This is a genomic window from Halostagnicola alkaliphila, from assembly GCF_055379965.1.
On the sequence record NZ_AP043824.1, the window covers coordinates 190,615 to 212,811 of the forward strand.

Sequence of the window (22,197 nt, forward strand, 5' to 3'; positions counted from 1 at the left end):
ATACGTTATCACCGTTCACAATAAACGTGAGGGTCGTGGTCGCGGTTACTCGTCCGGAGACGCTCTCCGAATCCAGACGGCCATTTCGCCGGGAGTTCGGTTGTCCCAGAGGAAGTACGGGACGGCAGTTACAGACACCGTCTCGTCCCCTACGTATTCGTCGGGCTGGTAAAGCGGTGGTTGCGCTTCGACGTCAGCTCTGCCGGACGTTTCAGATTCGCTCGTCGATTCACGCTCGGGTTTCCACGACTCGAGCGACGGGACAGTCGCGTCACAGTCGATGACGACGAGGTCCGAACCGTTTACGCCCTCGAGCGAATCGCCGATTTCGTCGCCAGCACGCGAGTCGAACCCGCCGTCCAACTCGAGACTGTACTGGTCGAGCGGGCGGTCGTTGTCTACCCCCTCGAGACAGTACACTAGCGGCCCTCGAGTAAGCGCGACGCGACCGCAGTTTTCTCCGACGGCGGGATGGGTTCGCATCGGGACGACCGATTGAGCGAACGTCACCTCGACTCGATCGTCGCCCCATTCGCGTTCGATCGTGACGTACTCGCCGTCGTCACTGGATAGCACGTCCTCGTTGATGCTGATTGGCTCCCCGTTGACGCGAACGGTCGCGTCGGAACACCAGCTCGGAACCCGGAGCTCGAGCGAGAACGTCGTCGGCTCCGCGGTTCGGACCTCGATCGTCACGTCGTCATCCCAGGGATACGCCGTCGTCTGCTCGAGTTCGACCTCACGATCCTCGACCGTCGTCGTAACCGTACTCCCGACGTACTGGTTGACGTAGATCGAATCTCCGGCGGTTGCGTACAGATACTCCTCGAGCGAGGCGAGCAGGCGCGTGACGTTCGGGGGACAGCACGCGCAGTCGAACCAGCCCCGACGGTGGTGGTCGCCGCTGCTCTCGAGGCGGTTGTCGTAGAAGAATTCCGTTCCGTCCACCGACACGCCGGAGAGAACGCCGTTGTACAGCGTTCGCTCGATCAGATCGGCGTATTTCGCGTTTCCGGTGAGTTCGAACAATCGCTGGTTCCAGAAGAGGCTCCCGATCGCCGCACAGGTCTCGGCGTAGGCGGTCTCGTTGGGGAGGTCGTAATCCTCGGTGAAGCGTTCGCCGTGCTCGCTCGAGCCGATCCCGCCGGTGACGTACATGCGCTTTCTCGTCATGTTCTCCCAGAGCGTCTCGAGCCGTGCAACCAGATCTTCATCGTCTGTTTCCGCGGCGATGTCCGCGACGCCCGCGTAGAAGTACACCGCCCGAACGGCGTGACCCTCGATCGTCTCCTGTTCGGAAAGCGGAGCGTGCGCCTGCGCGTACTGTCCGTCGTACTCGCCGTCCTCGTAGAAGGCCCCGCGAGCGTCCGTCGCGATGCCGCCGTCGTCGGGATCGTAGCCGGCGAGATCCTCGACGCGTTCGAACTCCCGCTCGAAGCGATCCGACCCGCCGCGACGGTCGACGAACGTCTTCGCGAGCTCGACGTACCGATCCTCGCCGGTGACGCGAGCGAGTTTCACCAGGGCGAGTTCGATCTCCTGATGGCCCGGTGCGCCGTCGATTTCGTCGTCGACTCGCGAGTCGATGTGATCGGCAAATCGCGCCGCCACGTCCAGTAGCGCCCGATCACCGGTCGACCGATAGTGGGCGACGGCCGCCTCAATGAGGTGGCCCGCACAGTAGAGTTCGTGCATCATGTTGAGGTTCGTCCAGCGCTTTTCGGGCTCCTCGAGCGTGAAATACGTGTTGAGATAGCCGCCTTCTCGTTGCGCACCGGCGACGAGGTCGATGGTTTCGTCGACTCGATTCCGAAGTTCGTTTCGTCGCGCGTCGGCACGCTCTTGACCGGGATCCGAGCTCTCGTCTGCCAGCACGTAGCTCGCGGCCTCGAGCCACTTGTAAGCGTCCGAGTCGGCGAACCACATACCCTCGAATCCGCCGGTTTTGCCGTTCGCGACCCGACGGAAATTATCGAGACAGCCGCTCGATCCGAGCTGTTCGTACTGATACTCGAGGGTTACCTCGCGGTTCCGTTCGAGCCGCGAGTTCCAGAACTGGTCGTCGATCGCGACGTCGGTCAGGTCGACTGACTCGGCGTGGGGAAAATTCGCCATCGATGTGAACTAACACGTTGGACGTGCGTAACGTTTCCCCTTCTGGCAATCGCCTCGAGATCCCTTATGCGTCGATTCGAACGCGTGCGATTGCCGAAGGCTCGAGCGATATCGTCAGCGATCCGTCTTCGACTGTCGATTCGAATTCGTCGATTTCGTACCCCTCGAGATCTTCCCAGTCGTACCACGCGTCAGGGAACTCGCCGACCCCTTCCTGCGGGTCGTGGGGGTCGTCCGTCGGCCGCTGAACGATCACGTCCGCCTCCGCACGGTCGAACGATTCGGGAACCTCGAGCGTGACCGATGCGTCATCCCGAAGGTTTCGATTCGTCAGGAACGCACAGAACGCGTCGTTCTCCGGCGTCGTCATCGACGTCGAGTCGACGTACGGGACATCGTCCATCGCGCGGATTCGGTAGCCCGTCTCCGGAATGTCTCGCGTTTCGCTGTCGACGGTCGTCTCGATCACTTTCCACTCTTCGTCTCCCTCGAAGGCGGTTGCGTACAGCCGGAGCGCATAGCCGACCGGTTTCAGCGGGTTCGGATTCGCCGGATGCTCGACGTTTTCCGGCGGAAACATCCGCACCGGAAGGTGGGTGTGACAGCCGCGTCGGATGTGGTCGCTCTCTCGGATGAACGCGTTGTACATCCCCGCCACGTACGACGCGCCCGCCATCGTCGGCATTCCCGGCCACGGGTCGCCCTCAGCGACCGTCGGGAACAGGCCCCACTCGCCGACCATGATGTGGGTATTCTCGAGGCCGGCCTCTTCGGCTTTCTCGGCGGTTTCGGCCAACAGTTCGCCGAACTGCGTCGGGAACATAATCAGCACTTCACTGTAATCGATGCCGTCCGCGTCGTGTTCGTCCTTCCACTCCTCGACGCTCTCCGAGTCCTCCTCGCGGATTCCCCAGTTGTATCGGTGCATGCCGATTCCGTCGAGGTACTCTCCCGCGATGTCGAAGAGCGCCTCGTTCCACTCCCGGGGATTCGGGAGGTTTGGATCGTCGTACTTCGGATCCATCCCGTCCGGGATGATCGTAATCGAGTCGTCGACCTCGAGCATCGCCGCCGCGAACTCGGTCACCCGTTCGGCGAACAGCTCCGGATCGTGGGTGCCGCCCGCTTGCCACCCGCCCCAGATTTCATTGCCGACCTCCCAAACCGCCACGTCGAAGGGCTCTTCGTAGCCGTGTTCCGCACGGAGCGCGCCGTATTCGGTGTCCGCGTCGCCGTTGCAGTACTCGACCCAGTTTGCAGCGTCCTCGGGGGTGATCGGTTCCGGCGGTTGGAACTCTCGTTCGTCGTCTTCGTCGACTGTTACGCCGACGGTGATCGTCGCCTCCACGTCCGTCAGTTCGCAGAATTCAACGTACTCGGCCGTTCCCATCTGGTTAGTATCCAGCCCGTCCCAGACGACGTTCGGCCTAATCGGACGCTCCTCGACCGGCCCAATCCCGTCTTCCCACTTGTACGTGCTGGTGACGTTTCCGCCGGGCCACTTTAGAAGGCTGACATTCCGATCATCCATGAGATCGACCGTCGTCGGATTGAATTTCCCCTCGATTGCATCGTCCGGCATTAGCGAAACCCAATCGACGTCGACGGAACCGTTCCCTTCGGCGACTATCTCGAGTACGTATTCGCCGTAGGGCGATTCGATTTCGTCGAGCGCACCAGCCTCGAGCTGACTCTCGCTTTGGTCGTTCAACTCGAGTTCGATCCCCTCGTACCGGTTCCACTGTTCGGTGAGACCGTCGAGACTGACGCTGGCGAGTTCCTCGCCATCCGGTGCGGTCAGACGGACCTCGAGGTCGTCGATTCCGTCGGCCCTGGCGGAGATGGCAAACTCGTAGGCGAGTGTTCGCCAGTCCGGAAGGACGAGCTGTTGGCGGATGCCACACGCGTCGCCTTCGGAGATGATTCGTTGGTGCGTGTTGGAGTACTCTCGATCGACTTCCGGCCAACCGCCGTCGGAGTCCCAGGTTCCGTAGCCGCGAACGCCGCCGTCGTCGGGACGCTCGAGGGTCACGTCCTCGCCTAGGGGTTCCCACGGAAACGGAACGTCGTCGTACTCGCCGATCCGATCGATTCCGTAGACGTGCGAGTCGTTCCCCTGAATCTGGGGCCAGTCGACGAACGAGGTGTTCGTCACGTGTTCCGCGTAGATGCCCGGATAAATCTCGTGAGAGCCGTAGTGTTCTCCAAACCGTCCGAACAACGTCTCCGGTACCGTTCGTTCGCCGCGCTCGTCGTCGTTTACCGTTACCGTCGCTTCCATTGGACCGTCCGCCTCCTCGTCGCCGTTTGCCCCGAATTCAGTACAGCCGGCCAGCAGCCCGGTCGCGGCCGCGCCGTTCAGGGCTAGGTACGTTCGACGAGAGAATCCACTACTCGAGTCTGTTCGCTTGTTATTGCTAGCCACACACATATACAAAGAACGAGTGGTAATAATACTACTGATTACTAGTATTGGATTTATATAACCACATCCGAATCATTTCTGCTGGTTCGCTGCTGTGTCTCTATATTCACACTCGTTCGAGTGGATTTGCTGTTTGCTTTTTGCCCGTATCGATCCGTTTCGGATCGAACTGAATCGCCGCTTAGGGCTTCGAAGCCGAAGAGGCGCTCGAGGCGGCCGCTTCGACCGAGACTGAATCCTGTTCGTCGAGCAGTAGGTTTTGCCCGCTCTTCGTATCGAAGACGTGGATATCCGAAACGTCGAACGTTGCGTCTACTGCCCCTTGTGCCGTAATCTCTGTGCTGCTCTCAGTTCGGACGGTGAGTTCGGTCCCGTCACGATCCAGATAAATGTAGGTATCACTTCCAGCGGGTTCGACAACATCGATTTCCGCAGGAATGCGACATTCGTCGGTTGAGTCGTCAATCGATAAGGTCGCGGGTCGGATCCCCAGTCGGAGTCCGGACCCCGAGCGTCCGGCTTCGATCCTGTCCGCTATCTCCGACGGAAGATCGACGCCAAACCCGTCGCCGACGAGGGATCCTTCTTCGTACTCCACCTCGAGGAAGTTCATCGTCGGACTTCCGATGAAGCGGGCGACGAAGAGGTTCGCGGGCTGTTCAAACACTTCCTCGGGCGTTCCGACCTGCTGGAGATCCCCGGCGTCGAGGACCACGATCCGGTCGCTCATCGTCAGCGCTTCCTCCTGGTCGTGCGTGACGTACACCGTCGTCGTCTCGAGGTCGTCCTGTATCCGCTGGAGCTCCGTACGCATGTGAAGCCGGAGCTTCGCGTCCAGGTTCGAAAGCGGCTCGTCCATCAGGAAGACGTCGGGGTCGCGAACGATCGCGCGGCCGGTCGCAACCCGCTGTTGCTGGCCGCCCGAGAGTTCGCTGGGGCGTTTGTTCAACAGATCCTCGATCCCCATCATTTCCGCGGCTTCCTCGACGCGTTTTCGAACGTCTTCTTTCGGAAGATCGCTCGTGAGCTTCAACCCGTAGGACATGTTCTTGCGCACGTTCATGTGGGGGTATAGTGCGTAGTTCTGAAAGACCATCGCGACACCCCGGTGCTGTGGTGGAATCTCGTTGACCGGCCGGTCGCCGATCGAAATCGTCCCGCTCGAGATTTCCTCGAGGCCTGCGATCATCCGCAAAAGCGTCGATTTCCCCGACCCCGACGGGCCGACGATGGAGACGAATTCGCCGTCTTCGATTGTCAGATCGAAGTCGTCGACCGCGATGATTTCCTCGTTGTACACTTTCCGAACGCTCTCGAAGCTAATGTGGCTCATTGATATTGCGTGTATTGTTCGCTACTAACTTGTTTCTTCGGTCGGTACTCGTTTCGCGTCGGATGGGCGAAACTGACGGCCACCCAGTCGCCCACCGCCGACTGATCTGCCATCGAAGCGCTCACCGCGGCCCGCTCCGTCTCCGGTACGCCTGTCGCCGCTCGCTCAGTTTGCGGTGTGCTCGTTTTCGACCGATCGACCTGCGGTGGGCTCACCGTTGATTGATCCGTATTTGGTGCGTTCATGGTGTTGTTGCCCCCGTCGTCGTCTGCTTCGGCGATCCGGTTCGCGGCTGATCCTCTCCGTAGAGCACGACGTGGTAACTAAAGGCGATTCCGGCGAAGATAAGGACGAACGCGACCATCAACAGGATCGTGACGATGGCGACGGCGGTCGTGAGCACCAGCGTCGTCAGGCTGAGCGTTGGCCGACCGGCCGTCCACGTGCGAGCGGTTCGAAGGGAGTCGCCCATCGACGCCCCGCCAGCCATCGAGACGAATGTCGGAATAAGCATGATGACGGCGTACATCCCGGCTGTAACGCCAAGAACGCCGAGCGCGCCGGACTGAATCGCTCCCGTAACGGCGTACTGATAGAGATACAGCGAGCCGATCACGGTAAACACGGCCGGTAAGAGACCGAGGGCGGCGGCATTGGCACCGTTCGTTTTGACGACGTGACGGACGTGGTTTCGATCGATCGTTCCCGCCGGACTCGAGCGCATGGACTGAATCGCGGCGTACGCGGCCAGCGTCGCCGGACCAGCGGTGACCACCGGGAGCGACGCGAGGAACCAGCCCACGCTCACGACGATGAGCCGATGGACGTTCTGGAAGACGAACCGGCCGGTCTCGCCGACAGCTGACATGAACCGTTCGCCGTCCGAATCGATGGTCGTCGACACGTTACTTCACCGTCCCTTGTAATGCGACCGCTTTGAACAGGTAATCCTGCATCGCCAGGAACAGGATCAAAAGCGGTGCCGAGGCGATGATCGCGCCGGACATCACGAGTCCGGGATCGGTCACTTCCTGGGTCTCGAGGGTCACGAGCCCGATCGGGAGCGTGTACATCGCTTCGTTCTGGAGGATGATCAGCGGCCAGAGGAAGGAGTTCCACAGGCCGATGAACGAGAACAGTCCCAGCGCGGCGATCGCGGGGAACTGCATCGGGGCGGCGATCCGGAAGAAGATCCGGGTCGTCGAAAAGCCGTCGAGCCTCGCGGCCTCCTCGAGTTCCTCGGGAATGTTCTTGAAGAACTGGTAGAGCATGAACACGCCGAAGACCCCGGCCGCGTACGGGAAGATGATCCCCAGCAGGTTGTTCACGAGCCCGAGTTCGGAGACGATCGCGTAGATCGGGATCAGGTTGACGGCCGCCGGAACCATGAAACTCGCGAGGATGATCCCCATCACGATTCGTCGACCCGGCCACTCGAGACGTGCCAGCGCGTAGGCAGCCATCGAGTCGACGAGGACGACGACGAGCGTCCCGACGGCGGCGAGCGCAAACGTTGCGATCGTCCAGGAAACGACGGGTGATTCGAACAGAATCACGCGATACCATTCGAAGGTAACGTCCGTGGTCAACCAGTGCGGACTGGAGTCGTAGATGAGGTGTTCGGGTTTGATCGAGGTGGAGGCCATCCACAGATACGGGACCAGGAACAGTCCCGCAAAGCCGTAGAGTCCGAGATGGAGGACGACGGACCTCACTCGGCTTTTGCTGATCTCGATACCGCCGATTTCGTAGCCGCGTGCGTACTGCGTTTCGTTACTCATTGGTATCCTCCTCGATGACTTCTCCCTCGACTCGAGACGTGTAGCCCTCGAGCAGGTAGTAGTTCGCGACCGAGATGATAAACAGGATCACGAACAGGACGTAGCCGATCGCCGCCGCGTAGCCGAAGTTCTGATTGCCGAAGGCCGCCTCGTAGAGGAAGACGACCATCGTTTGAGTGTTCTGTCCGGGGCCGCCATCGGTCATGATGAAGATGATCTCGAACACCTGGAAGGATGCGATCAGGGAGGTAATCATGACGAACAGCAGTGCGTGTTTCATCTGTGGAAGCGTGATATCCCGGAACATCTGCCACGTGCTCGCTCCGTCGAGTCGCGCCGCTTCGTAGAGCCGTTCGGGAATCCCTTGGCGAGCGGCGATGAAGATAACGAAGTTGACCCCCATTCCGCCCCACAGCGACGCGATTACGACCGCAGGCATCGCGTACGTGTGAGAGTTCAGCCAGTTCGGCGGGTTCTCCATAATGAAGCCGAGGTAGTAGCTTATCGGACCGTAGGTCGGCTCGTACAGCTGCATCCAGATGAGCGCGACGACGGCAACCGTGAGCATGCTCGGACTGAAAAACACCGTCCGGAGGAACCACTTGCCCTTCACGTCCTTGGTGACGGCGAGCGCGAGAACGAGTGGTACCGTGACGACGAGCGGAACGATCATCAGGGTCCACAGCAGACTATTGGTCAGGGACGTCCAGAACACCGGATCCTCGAACATGCGCGTATAATTGCTCAGTCCGACGAACTCCGATTGCCCGATGAAGACGGGGTCCCAGTTAAACAGGCTGATGTAGAACCCGTATGCGAGCGGGAACAACAAGAACAATCCGAACAGTGCGAGGAACGGACTTGCGAACCCGATTCCTGCGATACTTTCTCGAGCCGAACGACTGTTAGGGACGAACGGGATCCGCTCGAGCATCCCTTTCGATCGTTCGGTATCGGCCGATGAACCAGTGCTCATAGCGTCCACTCTCGTTCTTCTTCGATAATTCGGTTCGACCGCTCAGCGGCATCCTCGATCGCTTCTTCGGGTTCCATGCGGTGTGAGTATAACTCCTCGAGGTTTTCGTTCAACGGCTCCCACCACCGATCACCGAACTCCGTTCGTGGGGGATACGCCAGCGCGTCGTCTTCGGCCATCTCCTGTAGCGGCCCTTGAACCTTCCAGGATTCCGCTTCCCGTAGGGTATCCGATTCGGTCGCGGCGATACTCCCCGGAAGGTGGCCGCCGTTTAACGCCCACTCCTCGATGTGCTCGGTCGTCAGTTCTCTCGTAAACTCGATTCCCGCATCGGTTTCCGTGCTGGTCGAGGAGTGGCGGAGTTCCGGAAGCGGAACCGAGACGAGGTGCGTGTCCGCACGGGTAACCACCCGCTCGACGTCCGGGGCGATATTCGGTTTGAAGTAACCCCAGTCGAACTCGGCGCCGGCCGCAACCGGATACGCCCACGTCCCTTCGTAGACCATGGCGACGTTTCCGCCACGCCAGCCGTCCAATCCGGCGGCCATATCCGTGTGGTCCCATCCGCGTTCCCCGATTTCGTACATGAATTCTGCGGCTTTGATCCCGGGCTCTTCGTCGTATCGGACTGCCGTGTTATCTTCGTTGAGCATCTGTCCGCCGTACTGGCGGAGGAACATGAAGAACTCGCTGTCGATAATTGCGGACCGAAACGCGTAGGCATCGGTGTTTTCGACGATTGCGTCACAGGCGTCTGCGAACTCGTCGTAGCCGTCCGGCGGATCTTCCGGATCGAGGCCCGCTTCCTCGAAGAGGTCCTTGTTGTAGTACATCCCCTGCGGGTGGGCGTCCATCGGAATGCCCAGTTGTTCGCCGTCGTACTGGCCGCTTTCCCAGATCGCCTCGGTGTACTCGTCTTCGAGATCCGCGAACTCGTCGCTCAGATCCATGAAATAATCGTTGTATTGACCGAGTACGCTTCCGTGCGTAATCGTGAGGTCGGGTGCGTCACCACCCGTGAACGACGTGTACAGCCGGTCGTAGTGATCGTCCGGCGGAATTCGTTGTCGATCGATAAACGCTCCACTGGCGTTTTCGTTGTACGATTCGACGATCGCCTCGAGCGCCTCGCCATCACCACCGCCGAAACGCTCCCAAAACGTTACGATGGTCTCGTCGCTCTCGGCCCCGTCCGGAACGGCACCGCCGCCGGTAAAGAGGCCGATGCATCCCGACAGCGAGGCTAGTCCCCCGGCGCCGAGACCACCTAATATTCTCCGACGGCTGAGGGTACTCTCCCCATGAGTGGCTCTGTCTGCCATGTCAGTAAGATCATAACCATAACACATAAACATTTGGTTTATCGGGTGATCCGTTGAACGAAGCTCGGATCGAATCGATATCCCCGTTCCGCTTTCGTCGCCTCACACGATTTGACTGGACGAAACAACGACGCCGTGTGATTTCGCTTTCAGAGTCAGAACGCGCTATCCGCGAACCCGCCGTCGACGGTGAGGACTTCGCCGGTGACGAACGAGGAGGCGTCGCTCGAGAGGTAGATCGCCGCCCCGATCAGTTCTTCGCGCTCTCCGACCCGCCCAAGCGGCGTTCGCTCGTCGATTCGCTCGCGCTTTTCGGTTCCCTCCGCGTAGGTGTCCGCGTTCTGTGGCGTGATGAAGAACCCCGGCGCGATCGCGTTGACTCGAATGCGTGGCGACAGTTCCTTGGCCGAGGCTCGAGTAAACGCTTCTACTCCGCCTTTGGCCGCCGAATACGCCGGTAGGTTTTCCATCGAGAGCCGTGCTGCGAGCGAGGAGATGTTGATGATAGAGCCGCCGTCGTCCATTGCGGGTGCGAAGACCTGCGTTACGCGGCGTACGCCGTCGAGTGCGACGTCCGTGACGAACTCCCAGTCGTCGTCCTCGATCCCGACGACGGTCTCCCGCGAGATCGCTCCCTGCGAGGCGACGACGATATCGATACCACCTAGCTTGTCCTCGGCAACGTCACGAACGTTCTCGAGCGACTCGCGATCGGTCACATCACACGTGACTCGTTCGGTGTCCGACCCGTGATCCTCGAGCAGCTCGGCGGTGTCGTCGACTGCTTCTTGTCCGCGACTCGTCGCGATGACGTCCGCGCCATCGGCCGCAAACCCGACGGCGATCGCCTGACCGAGTCCACTCGTTCCGCCGATAACGATCGCACGCTTGTCCGCGACTGAAACGGGTGCGTGTGAGTACTCCTCCATGCGCGGAAAAAGCCCATCCGGTATCATGAACGTTTCCATTGGTAGCGGCGTTCATGCTCCACTGCTCGACCCGCGATGGCAAGGGCTGTGTCGGACGGTCCATCCGCTCTCGAGAGCGGTATCCGGTATCGTAATTGATACGTTTCGAAGTATTTATGCCACTCTCCGAAAATATCAAATTAGTGCATGACTGACGCACGAGTAGCAGTTCATACTGAGGCGACTATCGATCGCATCGCGCCCGAGGTACACGGCCACTTCGCCGAACACCTCGGTCGCTGTATCTACGGCGGTATCTGGCACGCCGACAGCGCGGACGAGGACGGATTTCGCGAGGATACCCTTTCTCTCCTGAACGATCTCGAGCTTCCCGTGCTCCGGTGGCCGGGCGGCTGTTTCGCGGACGACTATCACTGGGAGGACGGCGTCGGTCCACAGGAGGATCGGCCGCGCCGACGAAACCTCTTTTGGGCGCAGGGGCCCGAGGAAACGCCCGAAGAATCGAACGCCTTCGGCAGCGACGAGTTCCTGGAGCTGTGTGAACGGATCGACACGGAGCCCTACCTCGCGGCGAACGTCGGCTCCGGCGATCCACAAGAGGCCGCAAACTGGGTCGAATACTGTAACTACGAGGGCGATACTGAACTGGCCGACCGCCGCCGCGAAAACGGCCGCGAAGATTCCTACGGCGTCAAATACTGGGGACTCGGAAACGAAAACTGGGGCTGTGGCGGCCGCATGACACCCGAGCAGTACGCTCGAGAGTATCGGCGGTACGCGACCTACGTCGGAACCATGGACAACCTGCTTGTCGAAGAGGACCTCGAGCTCATCGCCTGTGGCTTCGAGGGCCACGAGTGGAACCGTCGCTTCATGGAGGAAGTCGCGGGCGCACCGTGGGGCGCGGAGTTCCCGCTCGATCACCTGACGCTCCATCACTACTACGGGCAGACGATGACCGTCTCGGAGGCCGACGAGGACCAGTACGATACGTTCCTCGCGGACGCACTCGAAACCGAACAACACATCGAACGGATCGCAGCTGCGATCAACGCGGTCGCGACGACACGCGATATCGGCGTTATCATCGACGAATGGGGATCCTGGCACCCCGAAGCGACGGCCGACAACGGCCTCGAACAGCCAGGTACCGTTCTCGACGCGCTCTCTGCTGGTGCCGTTCTCGACATCTTCAACGACAACAGCGACGTTGTCACGATGTCGAACATCGCCCAGACCGTCAACGTGCTCCAGTGTCTCGTCGAAACGGACGAAGACGACGCCTGGGCGCGCCCGACCTACCACGTGTTCGACCTCTACGCACCGCACAAGGGCAACGAAGCCGTCCAGACGTCCGTGACGACCCCCGCTCGAGAACTCGACGACGACGACCGCGAACTTCCACTGGTCGGCTCCTCGGCGTCGGTCGGCGAGGACGAAACGTACGTCACGATCACGAACCTCGACTGTCGCGAGTCTCACACCGTCGAACTTTCGCTCGAGGGTCCAGCTCCCGGTGAAGAAGACGTCACCGGAAAGGTCCTGTTTGCCGACCAGGAGCCGGATCTGGAGGTTACGGCCGATAACGCGGACGAGTTCGGTGCCGAAGAACTGGCCGTCTCAGTCGATACCAACGGAACGCTTACGACGGAACTTCCACCGTCGACGGTCGCGTCGGTTTCGATTCGGTAACCGCAACGGCGATTGGCCATCCCATAGCACCGTTTTGCTTTTCGCTCGTTCTCGAGAACACCTGTTCGAACGACTCGACCCGACTGGACCGACTAGGAGTAGTTGTGCTCGAGTTCGATGACGTTCGCGGCGGCGAGGACGGATTCCGGTAGGTCCTCGTAAAATCGCTCGTCACCGACGCGATGGACCGGACAGGCGACGCTGATAGCTGCGATACTTCGATCGTCGTCGTCGGTGATGGGGGCGGCGATACAGCGCAATCCGTTGAGTCGTTCCTCGCGATCGATCGCGTACCGCTGCTCGCGAACCTCCTCGAGTTCGTCTATGAGTTCGTTACGATCAGTGATCGTTTGTGATGTCTCTTCTGGGAGACCGTGATTTGAAATAATGCGTTTCACTTCCGCTTCCGGGCGGAAGCCGAGTATCGCTTTGCCGAGCCCGGTACAGTGTAATCGGACACGCTTTCCCTCGTGAGTGTCGAGTTCGACCGCGTTGTCGCCTTTAGCCTGATAGAGGTAGATTCCTTTCCCGTTTTTTTCGACGAGCAGATTGACCAGTTCACCCGTTTCTTCAGCGAGTTTGTCCGCTTGTGCCTGTGCGGTATCGTAGATCGGTGTTCGGTTTCTCGCGTAGGCGCCTAGTCCGAGAAACGCCAGTCCAATGTGGTATTCGTCGCCTTCCTTGTCGACGTACTCGCAGTTCGTCAGCGTCGTGAGGTGGTTGTGAACCCCGCTCTTTCCGATGTCGACGCGTTCGGCGATTTCGGAAACGCCGGCCCCGTCGAGTTCCTGTATTACCTCGAGGATTTCAAAAGTTCTTCCGACCGTACGAACTGGATGGTTCGGTTCTGCCATATTCCCATGTTACAGCCGAGACATATAAATCGTTCTGTCACACTGAACGCCATTCCCTATCACTTCATCACGACTGCCCATATATGAATCCCAAACCCAAACGCACAGCTCCTCGTCCGGAACTGACAGCGGTTCCAGACAGCTGATCAGACTTCGATTACGGTATTCGTGAGCGTGCCGATCTCTTCGATACCGATTTCGACCACGTCTCCTTCCTGCAGTGTGAACCCCTCGTCGGGGACGAGTGACGTGCCGGTCAACAGTACCGAGACGTCGGGAACGGCGTTGTGTTTGACGTAGTATTCGGCCAATTCCTCGACCGAACGGACCATTTTCGATGTATTCGTCGATTCGTCGTAGCGAATCTCGTCGTCGCGCGTGATCTGCATCCACATCTCGAGGTCGTGGGGATCGTCGATGGCGTCGGCCGAGACGATGCAGGGGCCGATCGAACAACATCGATCGTAAACTTTCGCCTGCGGAAGGTAGAGGGGGTTTTCTCCTTCGATCGATCGACTACTCATATCGTTGCCGATCGTGTAGCCGACGATTTCGTCCTGAGAGAGCACGATTCCGAGTTCGGGTTCCGGGACGTCCCAGTCTGAGTCCGCCCGAATGCCGACCGCTTCATCCGGCCCGACCGTCCGATTGGGCGTCGCCTTGAAGAACACCTCCGGACGGTCACTTTCGTAGACGTCCAGATACATATCCGGCATCGAACTTTCGGCCTCCCGCGCTTTTTCACTAATCTGGTAGGTAACGCCTGCGGCCCAGACTTCAGCGGACGCGACCGGGGCTTCTGTCGTGTGGTCGTCCACCGATTCGATTTCTCGAGCCGTCTCATTTTCGAGAAGCTGATCGACGACGACATCGATGGGCTGTTCGGTGATATCGGCCGCATCGAGCAGATCATCGAACGTTTGTAACCGGGGTTTTGCCGTCGTGAGATCGTAGATCGACCCGCCCGCTTTCACTGCGAGACGGGGAGTCTTTCCATCACGTAGTTGATAGTAACGCATGTGCGTATCCTTCAATTTATTCGCATCCGTAATAGGTCTGGTGCTCGTGTACTCTTTCACCGCTTCGAGTACCGTTCATCGAATACTTGCAGGGTACGGGTTATTTCCCCGGTCGCTTCGGACCGTTCGCATGAGCCGGAGAATCCTGTAAGAATCATAAGACCCGTATACGAGTATCACATACGACGACCCGTGACTGCGAATTACCAAAACTACGTGGACGGAGCCTGGATCGACGCGGAAACCGGCGAGACGTTCGAAACTACCGACCCGGCGGCACCCGAGGAAGTCGTCGCGACGTATCAAGAGGCGTCTGCTGACGATGCGGATGCAGCGGTCGAAGCGGCGGCCGGCGCTCAGTCCGAGTGGGCAAACACACCGGCACCGGAGCGGGGCGCAATCCTTCGAGAGGCGGGCTCGATTCTCGCCGACCGGAAGGACGAACTCACCGAACTCCTCACTCGCGAAGAAGGGAAGACTCACGCCGAAGCGGGCGGTGAAGTACAGCGCGCCATCGATATCTTCTACTACTACGCCGAGAAGACCCGCGACCTCGGCGGCTCGGTCAAATCCGCGAGCGGTCCGCGGACGAACCTCTACACCGTCAACGAACCCGTCGGCGTCACCGCGCTGATCACGCCGTGGAACTACCCGATCGCCATCCCGGCCTGGAAACTCGCACCAGCACTGGCGACCGGAAACACCGTCGTGCTCAACCCCGCCTCCGTCGCGCCCGGAGTCGCGCTCGAGTTGTTCAAGGCGCTGAACGAAGCCGGACTTCCGGACGGTGCCGCGAACGTCGTCACCGGTCCCGGAAGCACGGTCGGCGATGCGATTATCACACACGACGATGTCGACGGCGTCTCCTTTACCGGCTCCGGCGAAGTCGGCCACATGGTCTACGACAAGGCGACCGACGACGGCAAGCGCGTCCAGACGGAACTCGGCGGAAAGAATCCGACGGTCGTTTCAGACAGCGCAGACGTCGACGAAGCCGCCGAAATCGTCGCCAACGGCGCGTTCGGCGTCACTGGACAAGCCTGTACCGCCTGCTCCCGTGCGATCGTCCACACGGATGTCTACGACGAGTTCGTCGACGCAGTCGTCGACCAGGCCGAGTCGATCTCGATCGGGCCCGGCGATGAGTACGATATGGGGCCGCAGGTCACCGAAAGCGAACTCGAGGGCACCCTCGATTACATCGACGTCGCACAGCAAGAGGGTGCGACCCTCGAGACCGGCGGCGGTCAACCAGAAGGCGAACGCTTCGAAGACGGCTACTACGTCGAACCGACCGTCTTCTCCGACGTCGACAACGAGTACCGGATCGCCCAGGAGGAGGTGTTCGGTCCCGTTCTCGCCGTGATCGAAGTCGAGGACTACGAGGACGGCGTCGAAACGGCGAACGACGTTCAGTACGGCCTGTCGGCGAGCATCGTCACCGACGATCACACCGAAGCCGAGCGATTCGTTCGCGAGGTCGAGGCGGGCGTCGCCAAGATCAACGCGAAGACGACCGGACTCGAACTCCACGTTCCCTTCGGCGGGTTCAAACGCTCCTCGAGCGAAACGTGGCGCGAACAGGGCGACGCCGGGATCGACTTCTACACGATCGAGAAGACGGTCTACGACACCTTCTAACGGGCAACTGACCCAACGCGGCCACGATTCTTTTTCGATTGCGTACGGACGCTGTTCTACCTGGTGCTCCCGTCGGAAAGTGTGGCGATTTCGGTTCCTGCCGGACGAAATACCTGCACAGTCGTCTTCGTGTTGCTCACAGAGATAACGCGTCTAGTAGTCCGAAACGCTGTTCTTTATTACAGAACACCCCTCACCCTTCACAGAACACCACCGAAGCGAATCACAGCGTCAATTTTGAGGGGTAGTAAAATGGTCTTCTTCGCTACGAAAACGACCGTATAGCACCGGGGCGTTCGAACCGTTCTCCGCTGCGCTCGGATCGTTCTTCTCGATTTCCTGCCCGCAGACCGCCGGGGTACTCCGTCAGTATCGAACGTCCGGTTCGATCGGTTCCTACGGAATGACCTCACCAGGCGTTCCAGAAAACGATAACGTCCTATTTTTGATCGCGACGCCGCTATCGCCGTCGAAGAGGTGGACTACCGCCTCGGGAAATTCGACGTCGACCCGGTCACCGGCGCTGACGGTTGGAACACCTTCGGTCGTTACGATGAACTCGTCACCGGCTGTCGCGTCGTCGAACCGAAGGTGGATGACGTTCTCGTTCCCCATCGGCTCGACGACGATGACTTCGGTCGCGAACCGCTGGCCGTCCGACAGTGGCTCGTCGATTCGAACGTCTTCCGGACGGATCCCGAGCACGAAATCGGTTCCCGCTTCGATATTTCGCCGCAGATCCGGGGACAGTGAATACGCGAACGATTCGGTCACGAGCGCATCCTCTTCCAGAGAGCCGTCGAAGAAATTCATCGATGGTTCGCCGATAAAGCTCGCGACGACTGGTTGTTGGGCTCGTGGTAACACTCGAGCGGGGTCCCGGTCTGCTGGAGGACTCCCTCGTTGAGGATCGCGATCTGGTCGCCCATCGTCATCGCCTCCGTCTGGTCGTGCGTGACGTACACCGATGTTACTCCGAGTTGTTCCTGAAGGTGCTGAAGCTCCGTTCGCATCTCCGCGCGGAGTTTCGCATCGAGATTCGACAGCGGTTCGTCCAACAAGAACAGGTCGGGATCGCGAACGATCGCCCGACCGAGCGCGACGCGTTGTTGCTGACCGCCGGAAAGCTCCCCGGGCTTGCGGTTCAGTAGGTCCTCGATACCCATCATTTCCGCCGTCTCTTCGACCGTTTCGGCGATATCCGGGCCGGAACGCTCCGTCGACTCCTCGAGGCCGAAGGACATGTTTCCCCGGACGGTTTTGTGCGGGTATAGCGCGTACGACTGGAACACCATCGCGATATCTCGTTCCTGTGCGGGAACGTCATTGATGGATCGATCGTCGAGTCTGATCTCTCCATCGGTGACCGTTTCGAGGCCAGCGATCATTCGGAGCGTCGTCGACTTGCCACAACCCGAGGGGCCGACGAGAACGAGAAACTCTCCGTCGGCCACGTCCAGAGAGACGTCCTCGACGGCAACGACATTCATCTCTCCGTCCCGGTACTCCTTGGTCACGTCGTCGAGTGTTAAGCGTGCCATGTTAGATGGTGAGTTCGCGTGCGGTTTCGATTCGACGATTACAAACCGTTTCGCCGGTCTTTCCGTCGAAGACGTGAATCGTCTCCGGATCGATCGCGACGGTGACCGGTTCGCCCGGTTTGACGATGTGCATTCCGTCGGTGACCGCACGTAACACGTCGTGGTCGACCGACTCGGCTGCGTGCGTGAGTGACAGTATATTTTGATCGCCGTGCGTTTCAGTGACGGAGACGGTCATTTGGAACTCGTGCGAACCGAGGTTCGGTGCTGACGACTCGTCGACGCGGCGAACGTCCACAGATTCGGGACGCACCCCGAGGACGAGATCGTCGACACCGTCGACGGCTCGCTTGAGCCGTTCGTCGAACGGATACTCGATGTGCTCGCCGACAAATCCTGCGTCGGCCCGGTTCCCGTGGAGGAAGTTCATCATGGGCTCGCCGATGAATCCGGCGACGAACTGATTCGCGGGTTCGTGATAGAGCTCGAGCGGTTCGCCCACCTGCTGTAGCTGTCCGTCGTTCAACACTGCGATCCGATCACCCATCGTCATCGCTTCCGTCTGGTTGTGGGTGACGTATACCGTCGTCACGTCCAGATCCGCCTGCAAGCGTTGGAGTTCCGTCCGCATCTTCGCGCGGAGTTTGGCGTCCAGATTTGCAAGCGGCTCGTCCATCAGGAACACTTCCGGATCGCGAACGATCGCTCGGCCGAGCGCGACCCGCTGTTGCTGCCCGCCTGAAAGCTCGCCGGGTTTTCGATCTAGCAGGTCGTCGATTCCAAGGGTCTCGGCGACCTCCTCGACTCGTTCGTCCATTTCACTAGCCGTATACCCCGATTCCTCTTCCAGCCCGAATCGAACGTTTTCGTGAATCGTCATGTGCGGGTAGAGGGCGTAATCCTGAAAGACCATCGCGATGTCCCGATTCTGCGGAACGCGATAATTCATGTGCTCGCCGGCGATGTAGAGGTCCCCCGCCGTCGGCGTTTCGAGACCGGCCAGCATGCGGAGCGTCGTCGATTTTCCACAGCCGGAGGGGCCGACGAGGACCAAGAATTCGCTGTCCGCGACGTCGAGTGTGACGTCCTCGACGGCGGTCGTCTCTCCGAACCGCTTCGTCAGGTGATCGAGTTGAATGCTTCCCATTTGTTATCCACTCTCCGTTTCCAGTCCTTTGGCGAACTGTTCGGCGAACGCAACGTACAGAATGATCGTCGGCAGTGCCGCGAGGAACGCCGCCGACATCCGGATTCCGAAATCGATCCCGGAAGTCGAGGTCCCGATCGCCGGGATGATCAGGGTGACCGGCGCTTCCGGCGAACTCGCGCTCGAAACGAGGGTAAACGAGAACAGAAACTCGTTGTAGATCTGGGTGAACTGGTAGATGAAAACGACCCCGAACATCGGTTTCGAGATCGGCAGGATAATGCGTCGGTAGATCTTCGTGATGCTCGCGCCGTCGATTTTGGCCGCTTCGACGAGCGAATTCGGCAGACTCTGGTAGTACGACCGAAAGAGAATCATACAGATCGGAATGCCGTACGCAACGTGGGTGATTATCAACGGAACGAGATCGGCGTGATAACTCTGCAGGAGCGGTATTCCCGCGAACAGCGGCGACAACATGTCTGCGAGCGGGAAGGTATTGTTCCAGAACCGAGCCAGCGGCACCAAGACGGCCTGATACGGGACGAAGATCCCGATGAGGAACAAAATCAGTACCACGAGCTGGCCGCGCCATTTGACCATCGTGAGACCAAACGCCGCCATGCTCGCCAGCAACACGTTGATAATCGTCGCCGGGATCGCCATCAATAGCGAGTTGATGAACGCGTGCGATAGCTGGCTGAACGCGTACTCGAGGTTTGCCAGCGTGAATCCCTCGCCCAGTGGTGGCATGAACGGAACCGTCCGGGCGATGGCTTCGTTGGTTTTCAGCGCCGTCATGATCCCCGTCACTAAGGGGAGGAGAAAGAATCCGAGGAAGAAGATGATCAGCGTATAGTGACCGATACGTCTGAGATTGACATCCTCGACGACCGATGCAACGTCGATGTTCGTGTCGGGTGTTGATTGTGACATTATTAGAGCGCCCCTTGTCGGTACTGGTAGACGAGATACGGTGCGATAACGGAGAGCGATAGCAATAACAACATCGTCGCGATCGCTGCGCCGTACGCCCATTGTCCGTACTGGAACGCTTCTCGAACCATCAGCGTCGCCAGGATGTCGGTTCCGTTCGGCGGCCGATAGTCGCCGGTGATAGCGTAAAGGAAGTCGAACGCTTTGAGGGCGAACAGCATGAGGACGACGGCGGCTCCGACGGACGCTTGCTTTAGTTGCGGAATGATGATCCGGATGTAGGTCTTGGCCGTACTCGCGCCGTCGACTTTCGCCGCTTCGAACTGGTCCGACGGAAGCGACTGAAGCCCGGCCAGAAAGACGACCATCGCGTACCCGCTGAACTGCCAGACGAGCGCGAAGATAACCGCCGCGAGTGCGATCCGAGGATTACCGAGCCAATCGATCGAACCGAACCCGAGCGCCGTCACGAAGACGTTCAACACGCCGTTCCCGGGGCTGTACATCCACAGCCAGACCTGCGCCGTTACGACGAACGAGAGGGCCATCGGCAGGAGATAGATCGTCTGAATCGTCTCCTTGTACCTGATACCGTAATCGAGGAGGACGGCGAGAAACAGCCCGAGGGCGAGAGAAACCGACGTAAAACCGACGAGAAGAACGAAGTTTTGAAACGCGGCTTGTCGGAACGACCCGTCTGCAAGCGCCGTTCGATACATCTCGAGGCTCAAGTTGGAGAACTCCGGACGGCCGATCCCCGCGTAATCCGTAAAGGAAATCGCGAGATTGTAACCGATCCCGCCGTACACTGCGATTCCCATGAGAACGAACGGAATCCCCCAGTACGGTGAGGACCGAACGAAGTCGCTGTTGAGGAAGTATCGGAGTTTGGTCTTCCAAGTTATCACCTCTTTGCTCGGTCCCGTCGTCGAATCCGTCGTTTCGGTCGTGTCGTGTGTTGCCATTTAACTATTTACTCTCCTTTACCTTGATACAGGATTTATTACTTGTCGCATGTCGATCTCACGCGATTGAGTTTCCGCGGTTACTCGGATACGGCATCGAGCAACCCGTCCGCCGCCGCTTGGGCATCGTATGGATCCATGAAGTGATCCCCGATTGCACCTTCACAGTCGTTTTGCTGTTCGGGCTCGACTGCGAGTCCGTGTGCGAGTGTCGGTGGATACTCGTCGGAATCCAGAAGGTCCTCGTACGTCATCGCGAGGAAGTCCGACAACTCGTCCGACTCGATATCCGTTCGAAGCGGGACGGATCCTTTGAGGTTATTGAACTCGATCTGTGCTTCCCGGGTTCCGACGAACTTTTGCCACTCGACGGTCTCTTCCGGGCTCGGATTGTCTCCCGGCGTAACGAACGCGTCGAGGTGGTAGAAGTACACGCCTTCAGTTCCGGGGAACGGGATCCAGTCCCACTCCTCCCCGTAATTGAAGTCATCGTCGGCGCGAAACATTCCGTAGAGCCAATTTCCGCCGTGAATACACGCGGCATCGTCGGATATCAGGTTCTGTGCAGCCTGCGTGTAGCCGATCGAAGACGCGTCGTCGGTGATATAGTTCTCCTGAATCTCCTGTAGCGTTTCCAGCGCGTCGATTATAGCGTCCCTGTCGCCGTTCCCCTCGATGAAGTCCGTGTAGGCGTCGACGCCGCTCTGGCTCGCGAGAATCTGGACCCAGGTCTGTAACCCGAGGAACGCCGACCGCATTCCGTGAGCGAACGGGACGTAATCGGTGTCCTGATCGACCGTCTCGAGTGCATCGAGCAGGTCGGATGCGCTTTCGAGAGCCTCCGCGTCGATACCTGCTTCGTCGAATGCGGCCGTATTGTAAAACAGGTTGTTCAACCGGTGTGACCCGATTGGTACCGCCGGCATCTGCCCGTTGAACGTACAGAGTTCGACGGCTCGATCCTGCATGTTCTCTTTTAACCCTTCGGCCTCCCAGACGTCTTCCTCGAGATCCATGAGGACTCCTTCGTACCGCTCGAGGTTGTTTCCCGGCCAATTAGCGAACGAACTCATCGGATTTTCATTGGTCAACCGTTGCAGAATGGACGTATTCAGTTCGACGTTTCCGTCTCCGCCAACGGCTTCGAAGGTCCCGTCGATATCGGAATGCTCCTCCTTGAACGCGTCCGTAAGCGTCTCGATTGCGTCGGCTCCGTCGCCGCCGGTCCACCCGTGGAGCACTTCGAGTCCGTCCGCTGTGTTTCCGCTTGCACAGCCTGCCAATCCGGCCGCTGCTCCTGTTGCGATGCCCCCGAGATACGTTCGTCTCCCTATCCCATCGACAGGTTTGTCATTGTCAACCATGCTGTTTTGATGGTATTACCAATCGTTAATAAATGTGCCGATACGATGGGGTTCACGTCAGATGTCACGAGGTGGCGGTAGACGCTCCGGAGTTTCCGTTTAGGGGTCAACCGAACGGTGTGCAGTGATCTATCCGCGACCCACTCGATTGACCGAT

At 59.4% G+C, this 22,197-nt stretch carries 17 protein-coding genes and 1 pseudogene; 2 read left to right on the forward strand and 16 right to left on the reverse strand.

Annotated features, from left to right (window positions below):
* Positions 1-45: 45 nt before the first annotated feature.
* The 9 genes from ACZ5C7_RS00795 to ACZ5C7_RS00835 form a co-directional block, all read right to left on the reverse strand.
* Positions 46-2,115 carry a glycoside hydrolase family 127 protein gene (locus ACZ5C7_RS00795; protein ID WP_464374495.1) on the reverse strand — a complete coding sequence of 690 codons (2,070 nt, stop codon included), beginning with the start codon at positions 2,113-2,115 and terminating at the stop codon, positions 46-48.
* Positions 2,116-2,179: 64 nt separating this feature from the next.
* The gene (locus tag ACZ5C7_RS00800; RefSeq protein ID WP_464374496.1) at positions 2,180-4,540 is read right to left on the reverse strand and encodes an alpha-L-arabinofuranosidase; all 2,361 of its coding nucleotides are present in this window, start codon (positions 4,538-4,540) and stop codon (positions 2,180-2,182) included.
* 181 nt (positions 4,541-4,721) lie between these two features.
* Positions 4,722-5,873 (reverse strand): ABC transporter ATP-binding protein, encoded by a 1,152-nt coding sequence (locus ACZ5C7_RS00805; protein ID WP_464374497.1) that lies wholly within the window; start codon positions 5,871-5,873, stop codon positions 4,722-4,724.
* The gene (locus tag ACZ5C7_RS00810) at positions 5,870-6,118 is read right to left on the reverse strand and encodes a hypothetical protein (protein WP_464374498.1); all 249 of its coding nucleotides are present in this window, start codon (positions 6,116-6,118) and stop codon (positions 5,870-5,872) included. Before ACZ5C7_RS00810 ends, ACZ5C7_RS00805 begins: the two co-directional genes overlap by 4 nt.
* On the reverse strand, positions 6,115-6,777 hold the full coding sequence (locus ACZ5C7_RS00815; protein ID WP_464374499.1) for a YesL family protein: 663 nt from the start codon (positions 6,775-6,777) through the stop codon (positions 6,115-6,117). The genes ACZ5C7_RS00810 and ACZ5C7_RS00815 overlap by 4 nt, the downstream gene beginning before the upstream one ends.
* A 1-nt stretch (position 6,778) precedes the next feature.
* Complete coding sequence (locus ACZ5C7_RS00820) at positions 6,779-7,654, reverse strand: carbohydrate ABC transporter permease (RefSeq protein WP_464374500.1); 876 nt, start codon at positions 7,652-7,654, stop codon at positions 6,779-6,781.
* On the reverse strand, positions 7,647-8,630 hold the full coding sequence (locus tag ACZ5C7_RS00825; RefSeq protein WP_464374501.1) for a carbohydrate ABC transporter permease: 984 nt from the start codon (positions 8,628-8,630) through the stop codon (positions 7,647-7,649). Before ACZ5C7_RS00825 ends, ACZ5C7_RS00820 begins: the two co-directional genes overlap by 8 nt.
* Complete coding sequence (locus ACZ5C7_RS00830) at positions 8,627-9,952, reverse strand: extracellular solute-binding protein (protein WP_464374502.1); 1,326 nt, start codon at positions 9,950-9,952, stop codon at positions 8,627-8,629. The genes ACZ5C7_RS00825 and ACZ5C7_RS00830 overlap by 4 nt, the downstream gene beginning before the upstream one ends.
* A gap of 155 nt (positions 9,953-10,107) precedes the next feature.
* Positions 10,108-10,881 carry an SDR family NAD(P)-dependent oxidoreductase gene (locus tag ACZ5C7_RS00835; RefSeq protein ID WP_464374503.1) on the reverse strand — a complete coding sequence of 258 codons (774 nt, stop codon included), beginning with the start codon at positions 10,879-10,881 and terminating at the stop codon, positions 10,108-10,110.
* A 186-nt stretch (positions 10,882-11,067) separates the two neighbouring features.
* Here ACZ5C7_RS00835 and ACZ5C7_RS00840 point away from each other — a divergent pair, with 186 nt between their 5' ends.
* On the forward strand, positions 11,068-12,573 hold the full coding sequence (locus ACZ5C7_RS00840; RefSeq protein WP_464374504.1) for an alpha-N-arabinofuranosidase: 1,506 nt from the start codon (positions 11,068-11,070) through the stop codon (positions 12,571-12,573).
* Positions 12,574-12,665: 92 nt separating this feature from the next.
* On the opposite strand, the gene ACZ5C7_RS00845 is transcribed toward ACZ5C7_RS00840, so the two are convergent.
* The gene (locus tag ACZ5C7_RS00845) at positions 12,666-13,427 is read right to left on the reverse strand and encodes an IclR family transcriptional regulator (RefSeq protein WP_464374505.1); all 762 of its coding nucleotides are present in this window, start codon (positions 13,425-13,427) and stop codon (positions 12,666-12,668) included.
* A 146-nt stretch (positions 13,428-13,573) separates the two neighbouring features.
* Positions 13,574-14,446, reverse strand: coding sequence for a fumarylacetoacetate hydrolase family protein (locus ACZ5C7_RS00850; RefSeq protein WP_464374506.1), 873 nt, complete (start codon positions 14,444-14,446; stop codon positions 13,574-13,576).
* Positions 14,447-14,638: 192 nt separating this feature from the next.
* Between ACZ5C7_RS00850 and xacF the strand changes: the two genes are divergently transcribed.
* Entirely contained in the window at positions 14,639-16,087 is a 1,449-nt protein-coding gene (xacF, locus tag ACZ5C7_RS00855; RefSeq protein WP_464374507.1) for a 2,5-dioxovalerate dehydrogenase, read from the forward strand.
* Positions 16,088-16,483: 396 nt separating this feature from the next.
* Here xacF and ACZ5C7_RS00860 read toward each other — a convergent pair.
* The 5 genes and pseudogenes from ACZ5C7_RS00860 to ACZ5C7_RS00880 form a co-directional block, all read right to left on the reverse strand.
* Positions 16,484-17,628 (reverse strand): annotated as a pseudogene (locus ACZ5C7_RS00860) (ABC transporter ATP-binding protein).
* Between the two features lies 1 nt (position 17,629).
* Positions 17,630-18,775: an ABC transporter ATP-binding protein gene (locus ACZ5C7_RS00865; protein WP_464374508.1), complete on the reverse strand. Its 1,146-nt coding sequence runs from the start codon at positions 18,773-18,775 to the stop codon at positions 17,630-17,632.
* A gap of 3 nt (positions 18,776-18,778) precedes the next feature.
* A complete protein-coding gene (locus ACZ5C7_RS00870) occupies positions 18,779-19,711 on the reverse strand; it encodes a carbohydrate ABC transporter permease (RefSeq protein ID WP_464374509.1) in 933 nt (310 codons plus the stop codon).
* 2 nt (positions 19,712-19,713) lie between these two features.
* Positions 19,714-20,676: a carbohydrate ABC transporter permease gene (locus ACZ5C7_RS00875; protein ID WP_464374510.1), complete on the reverse strand. Its 963-nt coding sequence runs from the start codon at positions 20,674-20,676 to the stop codon at positions 19,714-19,716.
* Between the two features lie 80 nt (positions 20,677-20,756).
* Positions 20,757-22,040, reverse strand: a complete 1,284-nt coding sequence (locus ACZ5C7_RS00880; RefSeq protein WP_464374511.1) for an ABC transporter substrate-binding protein — start codon at positions 22,038-22,040, stop codon at positions 20,757-20,759.
* Between the last annotated feature and the right edge of the window lie 157 nt (positions 22,041-22,197).

Coding starts and splice junctions, on each gene's coding strand:
- ACZ5C7_RS00870 (WP_464374509.1), bottom strand. CDS start 19,711: ATGTCACAATCAACACCCGACACGAACATCGACGTTGCATCGGTCGTC.
- ACZ5C7_RS00880 (WP_464374511.1), bottom strand. CDS start 22,040: ATGGTTGACAATGACAAACCTGTCGATGGGATAGGGAGACGAACGTAT.
- ACZ5C7_RS00805 (WP_464374497.1), bottom strand. CDS start 5,873: ATGAGCCACATTAGCTTCGAGAGCGTTCGGAAAGTGTACAACGAGGAA.
- ACZ5C7_RS00845 (WP_464374505.1), bottom strand. CDS start 13,427: ATGGCAGAACCGAACCATCCAGTTCGTACGGTCGGAAGAACTTTTGAA.
- ACZ5C7_RS00810 (WP_464374498.1), bottom strand. CDS start 6,118: ATGAACGCACCAAATACGGATCAATCAACGGTGAGCCCACCGCAGGTC.
- ACZ5C7_RS00820 (WP_464374500.1), bottom strand. CDS start 7,654: ATGAGTAACGAAACGCAGTACGCACGCGGCTACGAAATCGGCGGTATC.
- ACZ5C7_RS00825 (WP_464374501.1), bottom strand. CDS start 8,630: ATGAGCACTGGTTCATCGGCCGATACCGAACGATCGAAAGGGATGCTC.
- ACZ5C7_RS00865 (WP_464374508.1), bottom strand. CDS start 18,775: ATGGGAAGCATTCAACTCGATCACCTGACGAAGCGGTTCGGAGAGACG.
- ACZ5C7_RS00840 (WP_464374504.1), top strand. CDS start 11,068: ATGACTGACGCACGAGTAGCAGTTCATACTGAGGCGACTATCGATCGC.
- ACZ5C7_RS00875 (WP_464374510.1), bottom strand. CDS start 20,676: ATGGCAACACACGACACGACCGAAACGACGGATTCGACGACGGGACCG.
- ACZ5C7_RS00835 (WP_464374503.1), bottom strand. CDS start 10,881: ATGGAGGAGTACTCACACGCACCCGTTTCAGTCGCGGACAAGCGTGCG.
- ACZ5C7_RS00795 (WP_464374495.1), bottom strand. CDS start 2,115: ATGGCGAATTTTCCCCACGCCGAGTCAGTCGACCTGACCGACGTCGCG.
- ACZ5C7_RS00850 (WP_464374506.1), bottom strand. CDS start 14,446: ATGCGTTACTATCAACTACGTGATGGAAAGACTCCCCGTCTCGCAGTG.
- ACZ5C7_RS00830 (WP_464374502.1), bottom strand. CDS start 9,952: ATGGCAGACAGAGCCACTCATGGGGAGAGTACCCTCAGCCGTCGGAGA.